The sequence below is a fragment of the Haloarcula onubensis genome (assembly GCF_031624605.1).
In the GTDB taxonomy this organism is placed as follows: domain Archaea; phylum Halobacteriota; class Halobacteria; order Halobacteriales; family Haloarculaceae; genus Haloarcula; species Haloarcula onubensis.
Genome location: NZ_JAMQOS010000002.1, coordinates 35804 through 51602, shown reverse-complemented (window position 1 = coordinate 51602; position 15799 = coordinate 35804). Strand labels below are relative to the sequence as shown.

Below are 15799 nucleotides of genomic sequence, written 5' to 3'. Positions count from 1 at the left end.
CACCGCTATTCGAACTTCTCTAACAGCCCGGCGTAGAAGCCGTCGCCGTCCTCGGCGAGTTTCTCGACGATGAGCTCCGGGGTCGAGCGGGCCAGTTCGCCCTTCACCGGCGACCGGTTGACCCGTAACTCGCCGTCGACCAGCCCCTCGGCCCGGATGCCGTCGACGGAGAGGTCGGCCTCGGCGGCCGCGACGATGTCCTCGGCCAGGTGGGAGACGAAGACGCCGGCGGCCTCTCGCCCGGCGAGCGATTCGAGGATGCCGGCGATGATGGTCGCGGCGGCGCCGGGCTCGGTGATGGATTCGAGTTCGTCGACGAGGACGAGGACGGGGCGGTCGGCCGAGATATCGGTCACCAGGTCGCCAAAGTCCCTGAGGGTGGTCTCGAAGGCGCCCGCGTCGAGGGTCCCCTGTGTCTTGGCGTGGTAGTGGAGTTCGGCGATACGGCCGACGCGGGCCGACTCGGCGGGGACGGGCAGTCCCATGTGAGCCAACGTCGTCACCAGCGCCACCAGGTCCAGCGTGGAGGTCTTGCCCCCGCTGTTGACCCCGGAGAGGACCGTCACGCCGCCGACGCGGTAGTCGATGGGTTCGACGGCCTCGAAGGGGACGTCGAGCAGTGGCGACCGGCCGCCCTCGATAGCGAAGCCCGGCTCGTCGGTCAGGTCGGGCATCGTACAGTCGAAGTCGGCGGCGAAGCGGGCCACGGCGAGTTCCACGTCGAGTTCGAGCGCGGCGTCGACGAGCGCCTCGGCGGCGGGCCGCAGCGCGGCGAGGTCGTCCGCGATGGCACGCTTTCGCTGTGTCGCCCGGCGGTCCCGCGTCGCTGTCAGCTCCTCTCGAAGCCGGGAGACGACCCGCTCTTCGTGTTCGACCGGGTAGGTCGGCTCGTCGGGGAACGCCCGGCGGGCCATCGACTCCGTGTCGCGCAACTGGAGCGTGTCGACGAGGTGGTCCCGCGCCCGGTCGACCGCGGCGGCGTACTCGTCGGAAAGCTCGCGGTCCAGCAGCGAGTCGACGCCCGCGCCACGTTCGACCAGCGACAGCAAATCGGTTCCTTCGATGGTGACGTCCCGCTCCTCGATGGCCTCTCGGAGGTGGTCGTTGGCGGTACTCTCGGCGGCGGCCACGGCCGCGTCGAGGTCGTCGACGGCCGTCGAGAGCCGGTCGAGTTCCTCGTCGCCCCGCACGCTCCCGTCGTCGTCGAGTTGGGCCAGCGCGTCGGCGAGCGCGTCGAGGTCACAGGGGGCCTCCAGGTCGGCCGCGCGGTGGACTTCGACGGCGGCCCGCACCGCGTCGCGGTTCCGGGCGAAGAAGGTCAGGACGCGCTCGGGGACGACCGAGGCCGGTTCGTCCAGAGCGTTCGGTTCGACCCGCACGTCGCCCTCCACGTCGACGCCGGCGAAGGCCTCGTCCAGCACCACCACGGTCGCGTAGGACCGAGCGAGCTCGGCGAGCTGACGGGCGTCGTCGACGAGTTCGACGCTCACCTCGGGAATCGCCGACTGTGCGGCGGCGTACGTCTCGGCGTCCCCGGTCGCCAGACAGCGGTCCCGGACCCGCACGTCGCCGGGCTCGGTCAGCGGGGCAACGCCGGCGAGCGCCTCGCGGACCGCGGGTGTCGGCTCGCGAGCGAGCGCCCGTTCGGTGAACGCCCGGACCTCCTCGATGCGGCTCCGGACGCCGCTGGGATACAGCGTCTCCAGTCGCTTCGCGCCGTAGTCGGTGACGGTGCGCTCCTGGAGCAAGGAGAGGCCCGCCTCGTACAGCTCCCTGGCCCGCGGTGTGGCGGCGAAGCCGCCGGGGTCGTCGTGCTCGGCCCGAATCGCGCCGCGAGCGATGTGGGCGGCCCGGCCCTCGCTGATGCCCGGCGCCCGCGAGAGCGCGGCTACGTCGCCCTCGCTTAAGGCCCGCTCGGGGTCGTCGAGTTCGCGCAGCGCCTCGGCCGTCTTCGCCCCGACGCCAGGCACCGATTCGAGCTCCATCTGTCGGCCCATTCGCGGCCGACGAGAAAAAACCTCCCGTGGAGGAGACGTGTCCGCCGCCGTGGCCGTCTCAGGCCGGTAGTACCGGCTCACGGCCAGATAATTTAAGCCGTCGCCCATCCGAGAGCGTCCATGCAGTACCGACCGACGAGACGCGAGTACCTGCTGTCGCTTGGGGTCACCGGCGCGGCGGGGCTGGCGGGCTGTAACACGACAGAGACGGGCACGCCGACCGGGACCGAAGCGTCGACCGACGCCGGGACCGCCACGCCGGCGAGGACCGAGCCGCCGACCGAACCGGAACCGACCGAGACGCCGTCGGAGGACCCGGAGCCCGACCCGCCCGAGGCGTCGATAGGCGGCTGGCCGATGTTCGGCGCCGACCCCGCCAACACCCGGTCGGCACCCGAGGAGACGGGGCCCACGGAGAACGTCGGGACGCTGTGGCAGTTCCGGGCCAGCAACGTCATCAGCACGTCGCCGGCGGTCGTCGACGACACCGTCTACGTCGGCAGCCACGACCGGAACGTCTACGCCATCGACGCCGCCGGCGGGACCGAGCAGTGGCGCTTCGCCACCGACGGCGCCGTCCAGTCCTCCCCGGCGGTCCTCGACGGCACCGTCTACGTCGGCAGCAACGACGGCCACGTCTACGCCGTCGACGCCGCCGACGGGACCGAGCAGTGGCGCTTCGCCACCGACGGCGCCGTCCAGTCCTCCCCGGCGGTCCTCGACGGCACCGTCTACGTCGGCAGCGACGACACCCACGTCTACGCCATCGACGCCGCCGACGGGACAGAGCGGTGGCGCTTCCGGACCCGGGGCCGCGTGCAGGCCTCGCCGGCGGTCGCCGACGGCACCGTCTACGCCGGCAGCCTCGACCAGCGGGCGTACGCGATAGACGCCGCCGACGGGAGCCAGCGGTGGGAGTTCGGGACCGGGCGCTACATCTTCAACGCGCCAACGGTGGCCAACGGCGTCGTCTACGTCAGTGCGACGAACCGGACCGAAGGGACGATGTACGCGCTCGAAGCCGGCGACGGGGCCGAACGCTGGCGCTACCAGAGCTTCACGCCCCGGGGGCCGACGGTCGCGGTCGCCGACGGCACCGCGTACCTCGGGACCACGCACGAGGACATCTTCGCGCTCGACGCCGCGACCGCGGGCGAACGGTGGCGGTACCGACCCGGCGACTGGCTGATGGCCGAACTCAGCGTCGTCGACGGCACCGTCTACGCGGGCTGTGGCGACGGAGTCGTCCGCGCGGTGGACGCCAGCGACGGCACCGAGCGCTGGACCGTCGACACGGGCAACCTGATTCGGACGCCGCCGACGGTCGTCGACGGCGTCGTCTACGTCGGCAACTACAGCGACACCGTCTACGCCATCTCGGAGGCGTAGTCAGTCGTCGCCGACCGCGCCCCCGTCGGCCGGCGCGGCCCACGCGGCGTCGGCCGCAAGCGAGTCCGTCACCGCGTCGTAGGCGGCCGCGACGGCGGAGTCCGGCGCCGTCTCGACGACCGGCTCGTCGCCCACGACCGCCGGGGCGTCGGGCACGGCCCCCAGCAGGTCCGTCCCCAGGTCGTCGGCGACACCGCTCGCGGTCGACTCGTCGGCCCGCGTGACGACCACACCGCGGACGCGCCCGCCGACTTTCTCGACCATCGCCCGGCTCTTTCCCGTGTCCGTCATCGCCATCTCGTCGGGCGTCGTCACGAGCACCACGTCGTCGGCCAGCCCGCAGGCCACCATCGTCTCGTGGTCCACGCCGGCCCCGGTGTCGACGACGACGACGTCGAAGGCCGTCTGCAGTCGCTTGATGACGCCTCCCAGCCCGGCCGGGTCGGCGTCCCGGAAGCGGTCGATATCGTCGGCGCCGGGCAGGACGGCGACGTCGCCGTCGGTGTGTATCGCGGCTTCGAGCGCCGCGTGTCCGGCCAGCACGTCGTGTACGGTCGGCTCGTGGTCGGTGCCGACGACCCGCCCGAGGTTCGTCATCGCCAGGTCGGCGTCGACCAGGACCACGTCGCGGCCCCGCGCCGCGAGCGCCGCCGCCGTGTTGACCGCCGTCGTCGTCTTGCCGACGCCGCCTTTCCCGCTTGCTACCGCGTAACAGTGACCCCGCATACACCTTTCTTTCACACCGCACAGATAAAAATCCCGAGTGTGACGCGTGCAAGACGCAGGTCAGCGACCCGGACCCCGGACGCGAAGCCGTTTTGCCCGTCCGGCCGGAATTACGGGTATGTCCGCCCTCGCCGAGACCGTCGCCGCCGTTCGCGATGACCTCGCCCAGCGCGACGGCCTCCTCGTCGCCTTCTCCGGGGGCGTCGACTCCAGCGTCGTCGCGGCGCTGGCCCACGACGCCCTCGGCGACGACGCCGTCGCCTGCACCGCCAAGTCGGAGACGCTTCCCGCGGCGGAACTCGACGACGCGGTGCGGGTCGCCGACGAAATCGGCATCCGCCACGAACTCGTGGAGTTCTCCGAACTCAGTAGTCCCGACTTCGTCGAGAACGACGAGCAGCGCTGCTATCACTGTCGCTCGATGCGCCTAGGCGCGATGTTCGACCGCGCCCGCGAACTCGGTATCGACGTGGTCTGTGACGGCACCAACGCCTCCGACGTGGGCGAGGGGCACCGACCGGGCCTGCGCGCCGTCGAGGAACTGGACGCCTACTCGCCGCTGCTTGAACACGGTATCGAGAAGGCCCAGGTCCGCGCTATCGCCCGCGAGTACGACCTCTCCGTGGCCGACAAGCCCTCGATGGCGTGTCTCTCCTCGCGCATCCCGACGGGGCTGGACGTGACCGAGGAGCGCCTCTCCCGCGTCGAGAAGGCCGAACGCCTGCTCCGGACGTGGGGCTTCGAGCAGTTCCGGGTCCGCGACCACGACGGCCTGGCCCGTATCGAGGTCGGCGAGGACGAACTTGCGACGGCGCTCGACCCCGACTTCGTCCGCGCCGCGCGGGACCACATCGGCGACTGTGGCTTCGACCACGTGACGCTGGACCTGCACGGCTATCGGACCGGGAGTGTCAGCCCCGAAGACGAGCAGCAGGGCGAGGACGTGGTGGCGGACGTGTTCGGGCAGGAGTATCCGGGCGGGGATTGACCTCCTCCCACGGCTGAAGCCGTGCGCTTTCGCCTCGTACCAGTGTAACCAGTTCTCGGTGGCGTTCTGACTGTTCACAGCCGCCACACTGTTCTAGAAGCCGTCCTGGTCCCACACCGTGACGCCCTCGGCCACCAGTTCCGCCCCGTCACCGTCCAGTCGGACCTCGGCCACGGAGCAGTTCGGCGGGGAGTGGGCGGTCAGCGCCGCGGCCCGCGAGCGCTCGGCGACGAGCGACAGCACCACCTTGACCACGCCGCCGTGGGTCACCAGCAGGGCGGTCTCGCCGTCGTCGACGCGCTCGCGGAGTCCGCTCCAGGCCGACTCGACGCGGGCGCAGAACTGGTCGATGGCCTCGGCTCCCTCGGGGGCGGCCGCGAGCGCGGAGACGCTGTCGCCGGGCTCGTGGCCGGGTTCGCGCTCGAACAGCTCCTCGGCGAGAAAGCCCTGGTAGACGCCGAAGGCGCGTTCGCGCCACGCCCGGTCGAGGGTCGGGTCGGGCAGGTCCGCCCCGGCCTCGCGGAGGCGGGCGGTGGTCTCACGGGTCCGCCGCAAGTCCGAGGCGACGACGCGGTCCACGTCGTACGCCTCGGAGAGCCACGCGCCCAGCGCCTCGGCCTGGTCGCGCCCGGTGTCGGTCAGTTCCGTCGGCGCCCACCCCTGGACCCGTCCCTCGCGGTTCCAGGCCGTCTCGCCGTGGCGGGCCAACAGTAGCGTCGTCATTTGCCGCCGTCCCCCTCGTCCGCACTCGCACCACGTCGAGCGACGAGTAGTCCGCCCTCGAAGACCAACAGCAGGGCGACGGCGACCCCGGCGGCCGCGGCAAGCGGCAGGCCGAACTGGTCGATGAGCCGGAACAGCGTGGGGTCCGGCGTCGAGAGGTAGCCGACGACGATGGCGACCACCCAGACCGGCAACCGGACCCGACGGAGGCCGCGCCACAGTTTCGGGCTCCCGTAGTAGTTCTTGTTGAGGTAGGCCGTCAGTTCGAAGGCGAGGATGATGCCGCCGCCGACCAGTATCGAGGGGGCGAAGCCGATTTCGGCGAGCGGGCCCGTCACCGCGGTCGGCAGGGCGCCGTAGTAGCCCGTCGGCACCGGCAGCGGGCTGAGGACGTAGCCCACGAGCGCAAAGAGGAGGTAGGCGTAGGGCCGACGGTCCGCCAGGTCCTCGCCCGTCGGCACCGGCGAACTGGTGCCGGTCCACTTCAGCAGGAGCAAGGTCCCCTCGAAGAGCCCTATCATCGTCACCGCGACCATCAGCGGCGCCATCCCGGTCGGGTCGGGGCTGAAGACGAAGGCGATGCCGGCGAAGGCGGCCCAGAAGTAGAGCCGGCGCTGGACCAGCCACCGACGGGTCACGATGCCCATCATGATGGCCAGCATCACAAAGAGTGGAATCTGGAAGACGATGGCGAAAAAGCCCAACATCAGGATGATGAGGTTGAACGTCTCGCTCAGCCCGAAGGCGAGTTCGGCGGCGCGGTCGGAGTAAGTGATGAAGTAGTCGAACATCGCCCGCAGGACGAGGAAGTACGCGAAGGCGACGCCGACGGCCGCGAGCACCAGGCTCGTCGGCACCGCGGCCAGATAGTAGCGCCGCTCGCTGGGGTACAGCCCCGGGCGCATGAACAGGTACGTCTCGTAGACGAAGACGGGGAGCCCGACGACCAGCCCCACGAGCGAGGCGACTTTCAGCCGCGCGAGGATGAGCGCGAGCGGGCTGTAGACGTGGGGGCAGTCCGCGCCGGCCGGACCCGCCGCCTGGCCGGTCTGGGCGGCGTCGACGGCGATGCGGGCGCAGTTCTCCGCCGGCCCGTCGAGGAAGGAGTACCAGAGGAAGTTGATGAGTTCGTCCGAGTACGGGAGGGTGACGACGCCGACGCCGGCCATCACCGCGAGGACGATGAACAGCCGCGTCGCCATCTCCTCGACGTGGTCGGCCAGTGGCATCTCCTCGTCGTCCGGCGCGCCGCTGAACTCCTCGCCGGACGTGGCCGTCGACGCGCCCTCGGCGCTCGGGGTACCGGCGGTCGACCCCGCGTCGCCCGCCGGCGTCGGGGAGCCGGGCATCTCCAGACTCGGGTAGACGTCGCTCTCGCGGCGTGGCACCTCCCAGTCACGGTCGTCCCCGTCGGTCCCGTCGGCCATCTGTGACGGGCTTGGAAGGAGGTCGTTGTAAACTTTCTTTTCGAGCGGAGGCGGGCGCGGGTCATGAACAAATTGATAACGGTCAGTCGGCTACCCTCACGAGAGATGTCGAGCGCCATCGACGAGGACACCGTCCGCACGGTCCAGAGCGGCCGTGAGACGCTGGGGGAGATGCTCTCGGCGGCCCAGTCGAACCTCCAGAAGGTCTTTATCGTCTTCGTCGTCGGCATGATAGGAACAATCCTGGCGCTCCAGTACGGAGTCTGGGAGCGCCTGCGGGCGGACCTGCTGTACTCCCAGATGGACCTGACGACCCAGCAGGCGACGAGCATCGTCGCCGTCACCCCCTTCGACGTCATCCTGCTGCAGGTGAAGATAGGGGCCGTCATCGGGATTCTCATGTCGGTGCCCCTGCTGGTCTTCTTCGGCCGCGACGGCCTTCGGCGCCGGGGCTGGTGGCCCGCCGAGCACGTCCCCGCCTGGAAGGGCGCGCTGTTCGTCCTCGTCGCGCTCGGGCTGTTCGCCGTCGGCGTCGCCTACGCCTACGAGCTCTTTTTCCCGATAATGTTTCAGTTCCTCGCCGGCAACGCCCTCGACGCCGGGTTCACCCCGCAGTACTCCATCGTCAAGTGGTTCCAGTTCGTCTTCCTGCTGGCCGTCTCCTTCGGCCTGGCGGCCCAGTTGCCCCTGCTGATGACGGTACTCTCCTATACGGGTATCGTCCCCTACGAGACGTTTCGCGAGAAGTGGCGAATCGCCGTCGTCGCTATCTTCGGCTTCGGGGCGCTGTTCTCACCGCCGGACCCCTTCACCCAGATTATGTGGGCCCTGCCGCTGTGTGGCCTCTACGGCATCAGCCTCGCGCTCTCGAAACTCGCCGTGACGGTCAGGCGGTCGGGCGACCTCATCAGCACCCGCCGGGTCGCCCGCGAGCAGTGGAACACCGTCCTCGGGGCGGCCGTCGTCGGCGGCGGCGCGGTGTACCTCTTGTTGACCACGGCAGCGTTCAGCGCCCTCCGGGCCGTCGACGCCGCCGCCGCACCGTACTCCGACAGCCTGGCGGGCAACCTCGCCCGGCCCGCCCTGCTGGGCCTCTCGACGACCGAGACCGCACTCGCCATCGGCGCCGTCGTCGGGCTCGTGGCCGCGGCGGGCGCGCTCTACTACCACGTCCTGCAGGCCCTCTCCGAGAGCGCCGTCCCCGCCGGCCGGCGCCACGGCGACCCGACCGCCATCGACATCGGCGAACTGGACGCCGGCGCCGTCAGGGTCGCGCCCGAGGAAGCCTTCGAGGTCATGACCGAGGAAGCGGCGCTTGGCCACGCCGACAGCGCGCTCTCGGCGGGCGACCAGGAGAAGGCCCAGGCCGTCCTCGACCGCTGGGACGCCGTCCACGAGGACGGCGGGCCCGACGCCGGCGCGGACAGCGTCGAGGGGGGCGCGGCCGCAGCGAGCGACCAGTCCGAGGACGGCGGCAACGTCTTCGCCTCGACCACCGCCGGCATGGCCGACGCCTTCACCGAAGAGGAGACCACCGAGGACGACATCGGCGGCTACTACTACGACATCCGCTTCATCCTCGACTCGCTGCTCTCGAAGGCGTTCTGGATAATGGGCCTGTTCGGGGCCGTGCTGGCCGGCGTCTTCATCTTCCTGTATTCGGGCGGTATCGGGACTATCCAGCGGGTGTTCGTCAGCCGCCTCCCCGAGGGGATGCAGTCGGGCGTCAGCATCGTCACCCTGCACCCGGTCGAACACCTCGTCTTCATCGTGAAGTTCTCGACCATCGTCGGCGCCGTCTCCGTGATTCCGCTGGTGGCGTACTTCGCGTGGCCGGCGATGAAAGACCGCGGGCTCGTCGTCGGCGACCGGAAGATTCTGCTCGTCTGGGGCGGCTCCCTCTTTGGCGCGCTCGTCGTCGGCAGCCTCGTGGGCTTTCTCTACGTCGCTCCCGTCACGATTTCGGCCATCGCTCGCGACCAGTTGCAGGCCAACATGATAATCTCCTATCGCATCAGCAGCTTCGGCTGGCTCGTGTTCTTCCTCACGGTCGGCATCGGCCTGCTCGCCGAGATTCCCATCACGATGTTCCTGTTCCACCGCGGCGGCATCGTCCCCTTCTCGCTGATGTACGAACGGTGGCGCGAGGTCGTCATCGGCATCGTCACCCTTTCGGCGATTCTCTCCCCGCAGGGCATCTTCACCATGTTCCTCGTCGGCATCCCGGTCTCGCTGGCGTATCTGTTCGGGCTGGCCATCCTCTGGGTGTACACCCTGGGCGGGCGCCGGACGCCCAAACGGCAGGGCGAGCCGGCCGATTAGCCGGATGCGGGCGATTTAAGCCCGCCGGCGATATTCCCCGACTATGCCCAAGATAAGCGTGGAAGTGCCCGCCGAGTTGCTGGCGGACCTAGACGACCACGTCGGCGAGGACGGGAAGTTCGTCAACCGCAGCGAGGCCATCCGGGCCTCTATCCGCAAGACGCTGGACATGCTGGACGACATCGACGAGCGGCAGGGACGGCTGGACGATGAGCAGTAGCGGCGAGGACCCCCTGCGAATCGGGCTGGTGGCACTGTTTATCACCGCACTGGTGGTCGCGCAGGTCACCGCCTCGAAGCTACTCGCGTTCCCGCTGCCCGTCTCGCTCCCGGTGGCCGGCGACACGCTGGTCCTGCCGGGGGCGGCGTTAGCGTACGCCCTGACGTTCTTCGCCTCGGATTGCTACGCCGAACTGTACGGCCGTCGGGCCGCGACGGTCGTCGTCAACGTCGGCTTCGCGATGAACTTCGTCTTGCTGGCGCTGGTCTGGAGCACCGTCCTCGCTCCGGGCCTCCCGCCGGCCGCCCAGCCGGTCGACCCGTCGGCGTTCCGCTCGGTGCTGGCCGCGAGCACTGGCATCGTCGTCGCCAGCCTGTCGGCGTACGTCGTCAGCCAGAACTTAGACGTGTTCATCTTTCACGCGCTGGGCGACGCCACGGGCGGTGACCACCTCTGGCTGCGCAACGTCGGCTCGACGGCCACCAGCCAGCTTCTAGACACGGTCATCTTCGTCGGCGTCGGCTTCGTTCTCTTTCAGGGCACACCCCTGGCCGGCGCGCTCGTGCTCGTCGTCGGTCAGTACCTGTTGAAACTCGCCATCGCGCTGGTCGATACCCCCCTCGTCTACGCCATCGTCGCGTTCGCCCGCGGACGCGAGCAGGCGGCCCGGCCGACGCCGTGGTAAGCGAGACATCGACTGAAAGGAGCTGTCTCGGATTGCGAGCGGGGAGCGAAGCGACCCGCGAGTAGTAGCGAGACGATGAGCAGCGAGGGACCGGAGGTCCCTCGGGCAGTCGGGCGGCACGGCCGCCCGACGACGGCGAGCGAAGCGAGCCGTGGAGAGCGAGACAGCAATCGGGAGCTCGCTGCTCGGTCACTCGGCCGGCTGACCGAACGCGAACCGCGGTTTCACGTCGTCGATTCGCACGTCGAGAGTCTCGCCCTGGTCGACGCCGCTGACGAAGACGGTGAAGCCGTCGACCTTCGCGATGCCGTCGCCCTCCTCGCCCATGTCCTCGATGGTCACCTCGACCACGTCGCCCGCTCGCACCGGCCCGGTGAGGCGGTGTTTCGCGACGAGATACAGCTCCGAGGACGAATCGCGCGAGGCGTCCGGTCGGACCTCGCGGACGTACTCGAACTCCGGTTCGATGTCGGCCTTGAGGTCCTGTAAGTCCTGGCCGTCGAACACCTTCGCACAGAAGTCCCCGCCCGAGTCCAGCAGGTCGGTCGCCACCGCGAGGGCCTGGCGGACCAGATGCACGGACCGGGCGTGGTCCAGGTCGTAGTCGCCGCTCATGTTCGGCGCCATGTCCGAGACGACCACGTCGACGGGGCCGCCCCGCCCGTCGCTCCCGCCGACCACCTCGCGAATCTCGTCTCTGGTGCTGTCGTCGGTCATGTCCCCGCGGACGTACTCGACGGTCGGCTCCGGGTCCGACAGCGGGTCGATACGCTGGCGGTCGACGCCGACGACGGTGCCCCGCTCGCCCACTGCCTCCGCGGCCACCTGCAGCCACCCGCCGGGGGCCGCGCCGAGGTCGACGACGGTGCGGCCCTGGCCGAGCAGCCCGGCCGTCTCGTCTAACTGTTTGAGCTTGTACGCCGAGCGGGCGCGGTAGCCCTGCTGTTTGGCCTTGTTGTAGTACTCGTCCTTGCCGGCCATCTCAGCGCACCTCTCGCTGCTCGCGCGAAGAACCGTTCATACACGCTCGGAGGCCGCGGACGCTCAAATGGGTGCCGACTCGCCGCCGGCCGGAGCAGCCCGTGTCGCCGCGTGCGTACAAACGGGCACAGGCCGCAAGCACGGCCGACGACACTGGCCTCACTCTCCCCGCCGCCCGAACAGCCACCCGGCTCCCAGCAGCCCGGCCAGGCCGCTCGCGACGCCCATCCCCGGGCCGCCCCCGCCCGAGGCCCCACCGTCCTGGTTCTCGGCGTTGGGCGTGAAATCGCGGCTCCGGAGCTGTGCGAGGTTGACGCCGGTCTGTTCGAGGTAGATGCCCAGATAGCCACTCTCGCACTGCTCGCGGTCGTTGATGATAAACAGCGTCCCGGGGTCGGCCCGCTCGTCGAGATACAGCGTTATCGACTGCGTCTCGGGGTCGGCCTTCCGGTCGATGAGCTGGGCGTCGTAGGCCAGGGTCTCGTCGTCGGCCCAGTCCACGAAGTCACACCGGTCGGAGACGCTGGCCTCCGTCGGGTCGACCTCGGCCCCGATGTGGAGGAAAAAGCCCGTCACCGACTGGCCGTACTGTTGCTGTTCCGGGATGACGGCCTTGCGTTGCCCGCCCTGGGCGGCGCCGTCGGTTCCCGTCTGGCCCGCTACGACGCCGGCCGTGCCGACGACGCCGACGCCGGCAGTGACTGACCGCAACACCGCTCGCCGGCTCCATCGGCGGCGCTCCCCGCCGGCTGCTTCGTCGTTCATATCACTCTCGTTTGTCGAGCCGGTCGGATACGGGCGGTGCCTGCGTGTGCAACCGGGCCGTCGTATCCCGGTTTCGCCGCGTCGGCGGCGGCCGCGAGCCCCTCGCGCGCACGCGGATTCAATGAGGGACTTTTTAATGCATGGGGGCGTAGCCCGGTTCAAGATGTTCAACGCCATCGTGAGTGCGGACACGCTCAAGGCGGCTCTCGACTCAGTGAGCGTGCTGGTGGACGAGTGCAAGATCCACCTCGAAGACGACGGCCTGGAGATTCGGGCGGTGGACCCGGCCAACGTCGGCATGGTCGACCTGCGACTCGACGCGGCGGCCTTCGAGTCCTACGAGACCGACGGCGGCCTCATCGGCGTCAACCTCTCGCGGCTGGAGGACATCGCCGGGATGGCCGACTCGGGCCAGCTCGTCCACCTGGAACTCGACGAGGAGACGCGCAAGCTCCACATCGCCATCGACGGCCTGGAGTACACGCTCGCGCTCATCGACCCCGACTCCATCCGCCAGGAACCCGACCTCCCCGACCTCGACCTCTCCGCCCACATCGTCATCGAGGGGAAAGATATCAACCGCGCCGTCACCGCCGCGGACATGGTCAGCGACCACATCGCGCTGGGCGTCGACGCCGCCGACGAACTGTTCTACGTCGACGCCGAGGGCGACACCGACGACGTCCACCTCGAACTCACCCAGGAGGACCTCATCGACCTCACCCCGGGCGACGCTCACTCCCTGTTCTCGCTGGACTACCTGAAGAACATGAACAAGGCCATCCCCAAGGATGCGGAGGTCGAGATGGAACTGGGCGAGGAGTTCCCCGTCAAGATGCACTTCGACTTCGCCGAGGGCCAGGGCCGCGTCACCTACATGCTCGCGCCGCGCATCCAGAGCGACTAGGCCGCACCAGCGAGGCTCAGCCTTTTTCCGCCGCCGTCCGGTAGCCCGAACATGGTCCCCGCCGCAGCGACTGCCGAGGAGTCGACCGACACCGCCCAGTACGTCACCGTCGGCCAGCGACGCCTCGCCTACGCGACCTACGGCGACCCGACCGGGCGGCCCGTCCTCTTCTGTCACGGGACGCCCGGCTCGCGGCTGCTCGGGCGCCTGCTCGACGCGCCCGCGACCGAACGGGGCATCCGTGTCATCGCCCCCGACCGGCCGGGCATCGGTGACTCCGACGGCGCCGCCGTCGGTATCGACGACTGGCCCGACGACGCCGCCGCGTTGCTCTCGCACCTCGACGCCGACCGAGCCGGAGTCCTCGGATTCTCCGGCGGCGCGCCGTACGCCCTGGCCTGTCACCGGCTGGCCGCCGTCGAGTCGGTGACGCTCGTCAGCGGGGCGGGACCGCCGGGCGTGGGCGAGACGGGACGAGCACAGCGGGCGATGGGGGCGCTGGCGCGACACGTCCCGTGGCTGTGCTCGCCGCTCGTCCGCCTCCAGCGGTGGGCGCTCGCTCGGCGGGACCCCGACGCGGCGCTGGACCTCGTGGCCCAGCGTCCGCCCGAGACCGAAGCCCTCTCGACCGACGAGGTGGCACGGCTCGTGAAAGCGGACGTGTTGGCGGCGACGGCTCGCGGGCCGAGCGCCGTCGTCCGGGAACTCGGCCTGCTCGCCGAACCGTGGCCCGTCGACCTCCGGGACGTGTCGGTCCCGGTCACCGTCTTCCAGGGCCGGCGCGACCGGAACGTCGCGCCCGAGACCGGCGCGGCGCTGGCCCGCCGGCTCCCCGAGGCGACGCTGGAACGGGTCGACAGCGACCACCTGGGGAGCCTCTGTGTGGCCGCCGGCCGCGCGCTCCGGGGTCCGACGCCCGTCTGACGTAGCGTTTTGTGGGATGGGATACAACGGCCAGGCATGGAGAACCTCGGAGACGCGTACAGTCGCCGCCGCTTCGAGGGGCGGGACCCGCGGCGCGTCTTCGCCGGGGCCACGCTCGGCGGGCTGGGCGCGCTGGCGGTCGTCCTCGGCCTGCTGGTCGTGACGACGCCCGTCGGCGGCTGGCTGGGCGCGAGCGACCTCCGGGCCGCGGAGAAACTCGCCGGCACGCTGGGCGGGCTGGGCATCCCCGCGATGTTCCTGGGCGTCGTCGCCGTGTTGCCCTCCTCGCGACGGGAGAACGTCGGCGTCGTCGTCGGTGCGGCGCTGTGTCTGGTCGGTGTCGGCCTCTTTCAGGTCGCCTACCCCGAGCGGTGGACGACCGGCGCGGAGACGCTCGCGTTCGAGACCTCGATGGCCTACTTCCTCGGCACCTGTCTGGCGTTCTGGTTCGTCTTCACCGCGATGGCGAGTTTCCGCACACGGAACAACCCACAGGGGATGGTCAGGCTGGAGCTGACCCGCCAGGGGACGAAACGGACGGTGACGGTCTCCCGCGAGGAGTACCAGCGCTACGCGGAGGCGATTCGCAGCGACGGCGGCGAGACCGAGCGGATTATCCGGGAACTGGAGTCCCGTGCCGAACTGGGCGAGAGCGAACGCGGCGACGACTGAGCGCACGCCGCCATCGAGACGGCCGTTTTCACCGGGGCCGTTCGAGCGCGTCGAGCGCCTCGTCGGCGAGTTCTGTCACGAGGTCACCCGCCGGTTGCACCGTCTGTGTTCCGCCGACGCTCTGTCCGGCGTACAGCGGCAACTCGGTGACGTCCCCCCGCATCTCGGGCACCGCCAGCGAATCCTCGTACCGTCGAACGGGCGTCCCGTCGGGCGTCTCCGCCACGACGTCGCCCGCACCCGGGTGGTCCGTCTCGCCGTCGCCCGACGCCTGCCACGCCCTGACTGTCTCGTTTTCGACGACCCGGTGTGGCGTCTCCGGCCAGCCTTCGTCGAAGAGCGTCGCGTAGACCGTCTCCGTCTCGGCGGCGTCGAGGAGCCGCTGTCGGTACAGCCGGTGGACGCGGGCCTCCGTCGTCGCGAGGAACCGCGTCCCGAGCCACGCGCCGGCTGCACCGAGCGTCAGGACGGCGCCAATCCCGCGTCCGTCCGCGATACCGCCGGCGGCCACGACGGGCGTGTCCGGGACGGCGTCGACGACGCGGGGCACCAGCGGTAGCGTCGCGACCTCGCTCTGGACGTGGCCGCCCGCCTCCCAGCCCTGTGCCACGACGACGTCGACGCCCGCGTCGACCGCCGCGCTCGCCGCCCCAGCGCTGCCCACGGTCTGGATGACGACCCCGCCGCGGGCGTGTATCCGCTCGACGAAGGGCGCGGCGTCGCCGAAGGAAAACGAGAACACGTCGACCCCCTCCTCGAGGCAGATATCGACGTGCGTCTCCGTCGGGACGGTCTTCGCGTCCGGGTCGACGACGACGTTGACCCCGAAGGCGCCGTCCGTGCGGCGGTCGGTCTCGGCGACGGCCTCGCGGGTCGCCGCCTCGTCGCGCCACGTGACCGCGAGCATCCCCAGCGCGCCGGCGTCCGCGACGGCGGCGGCCAGCGCGGGACAGGTCGCGCTGCCGACCGGCGCCTGGACGATGGGAACGTCGAGGTCGAGTAGGTCAGTGAGCGGCGTCGACAGTCGTGCCATGGAGGAACGCGAGGAGCTTGGACCGCCGATTCCTTGATTG

General features: G+C 70.3%; 15 protein-coding genes. 8 read left to right on the top strand and 7 right to left on the bottom strand.

Going from position 1 to position 15799, the window contains the following annotated elements:
• Positions 1-5: 5 nt before the first annotated feature.
• Positions 6-1985, bottom strand: coding sequence for a MutS-related protein (locus NDI86_RS07005; protein WP_310899701.1), 1980 nt, complete (start codon positions 1983-1985; stop codon positions 6-8).
• A gap of 132 nt (positions 1986-2117) precedes the next feature.
• On the opposite strand from NDI86_RS07005, the gene NDI86_RS07000 reads away from it, so the two are divergent.
• On the top strand, positions 2118-3386 hold the full coding sequence (locus NDI86_RS07000) for an outer membrane protein assembly factor BamB family protein (RefSeq protein ID WP_310899700.1): 1269 nt from the start codon (positions 2118-2120) through the stop codon (positions 3384-3386).
• On the opposite strand, the gene NDI86_RS06995 is transcribed toward NDI86_RS07000, so the two are convergent.
• On the bottom strand, positions 3387-4112 hold the full coding sequence (locus NDI86_RS06995; protein WP_310899699.1) for a MinD/ParA family ATP-binding protein: 726 nt from the start codon (positions 4110-4112) through the stop codon (positions 3387-3389).
• Positions 4113-4230: 118 nt separating this feature from the next.
• On the opposite strand from NDI86_RS06995, the gene larE reads away from it, so the two are divergent.
• Complete coding sequence (larE, locus tag NDI86_RS06990) at positions 4231-5100, top strand: ATP-dependent sacrificial sulfur transferase LarE (RefSeq protein WP_310899698.1); 870 nt, start codon at positions 4231-4233, stop codon at positions 5098-5100.
• A gap of 93 nt (positions 5101-5193) precedes the next feature.
• On the opposite strand, the gene NDI86_RS06985 is transcribed toward larE, so the two are convergent.
• Both NDI86_RS06985 and tatC read right to left on the bottom strand, forming a co-directional pair.
• The gene (locus NDI86_RS06985) at positions 5194-5823 is read right to left on the bottom strand and encodes a histidine phosphatase family protein (RefSeq protein ID WP_310899697.1); all 630 of its coding nucleotides are present in this window, start codon (positions 5821-5823) and stop codon (positions 5194-5196) included.
• Complete coding sequence (gene tatC / locus NDI86_RS06980) at positions 5820-7250, bottom strand: twin-arginine translocase subunit TatC (protein ID WP_310899696.1); 1431 nt, start codon at positions 7248-7250, stop codon at positions 5820-5822. The genes NDI86_RS06985 and tatC overlap by 4 nt, the downstream gene beginning before the upstream one ends.
• 105 nt (positions 7251-7355) lie before the next feature.
• On the opposite strand from tatC, the gene NDI86_RS06975 reads away from it, so the two are divergent.
• From NDI86_RS06975 to NDI86_RS06965, 3 genes are read left to right on the top strand one after another with little or no spacing between them, the layout of a single operon-like run.
• Complete coding sequence (locus tag NDI86_RS06975; protein ID WP_310899695.1) at positions 7356-9572, top strand: twin-arginine translocase subunit TatC; 2217 nt, start codon at positions 7356-7358, stop codon at positions 9570-9572.
• Between the two features lie 43 nt (positions 9573-9615).
• A complete protein-coding gene (locus NDI86_RS06970; RefSeq protein WP_276249392.1) occupies positions 9616-9792 on the top strand; it encodes a ribbon-helix-helix domain-containing protein in 177 nt (58 codons plus the stop codon).
• Positions 9782-10477 carry a queuosine precursor transporter gene (locus NDI86_RS06965; protein ID WP_310899694.1) on the top strand — a complete coding sequence of 232 codons (696 nt, stop codon included), beginning with the start codon at positions 9782-9784 and terminating at the stop codon, positions 10475-10477. The genes NDI86_RS06970 and NDI86_RS06965 overlap by 11 nt, the downstream gene beginning before the upstream one ends.
• A gap of 189 nt (positions 10478-10666) precedes the next feature.
• On the opposite strand, the gene NDI86_RS06960 is transcribed toward NDI86_RS06965, so the two are convergent.
• The gene (locus tag NDI86_RS06960) at positions 10667-11458 is read right to left on the bottom strand and encodes a 23S rRNA (uridine(2552)-2'-O)-methyltransferase (RefSeq protein ID WP_310899693.1); all 792 of its coding nucleotides are present in this window, start codon (positions 11456-11458) and stop codon (positions 10667-10669) included.
• A gap of 159 nt (positions 11459-11617) precedes the next feature.
• Positions 11618-12223 carry a hypothetical protein gene (locus tag NDI86_RS06955; RefSeq protein ID WP_310899692.1) on the bottom strand — a complete coding sequence of 202 codons (606 nt, stop codon included), beginning with the start codon at positions 12221-12223 and terminating at the stop codon, positions 11618-11620.
• 163 nt (positions 12224-12386) lie between these two features.
• Here NDI86_RS06955 and NDI86_RS06950 point away from each other — a divergent pair, with 163 nt between their 5' ends.
• The 3 genes from NDI86_RS06950 to NDI86_RS06940 are packed head-to-tail and all read left to right on the top strand — an operon-like array spanning position 12387 to position 14726.
• Positions 12387-13130 carry a DNA polymerase sliding clamp gene (locus tag NDI86_RS06950; protein WP_310899691.1) on the top strand — a complete coding sequence of 248 codons (744 nt, stop codon included), beginning with the start codon at positions 12387-12389 and terminating at the stop codon, positions 13128-13130.
• A 51-nt stretch (positions 13131-13181) separates the two neighbouring features.
• Positions 13182-14054, top strand: coding sequence for an alpha/beta fold hydrolase (locus NDI86_RS06945; protein WP_310899690.1), 873 nt, complete (start codon positions 13182-13184; stop codon positions 14052-14054).
• Positions 14055-14090: 36 nt separating this feature from the next.
• The gene (locus tag NDI86_RS06940; protein ID WP_310899689.1) at positions 14091-14726 is read left to right on the top strand and encodes a cell division protein CdpA domain-containing protein; all 636 of its coding nucleotides are present in this window, start codon (positions 14091-14093) and stop codon (positions 14724-14726) included.
• 28 nt (positions 14727-14754) lie between these two features.
• On the opposite strand, the gene NDI86_RS06935 is transcribed toward NDI86_RS06940, so the two are convergent.
• On the bottom strand, positions 14755-15789 hold the full coding sequence (locus NDI86_RS06935; RefSeq protein ID WP_310900165.1) for an NAD(P)H-dependent flavin oxidoreductase: 1035 nt from the start codon (positions 15787-15789) through the stop codon (positions 14755-14757).
• Between the last annotated feature and the right edge of the window lie 10 nt (positions 15790-15799).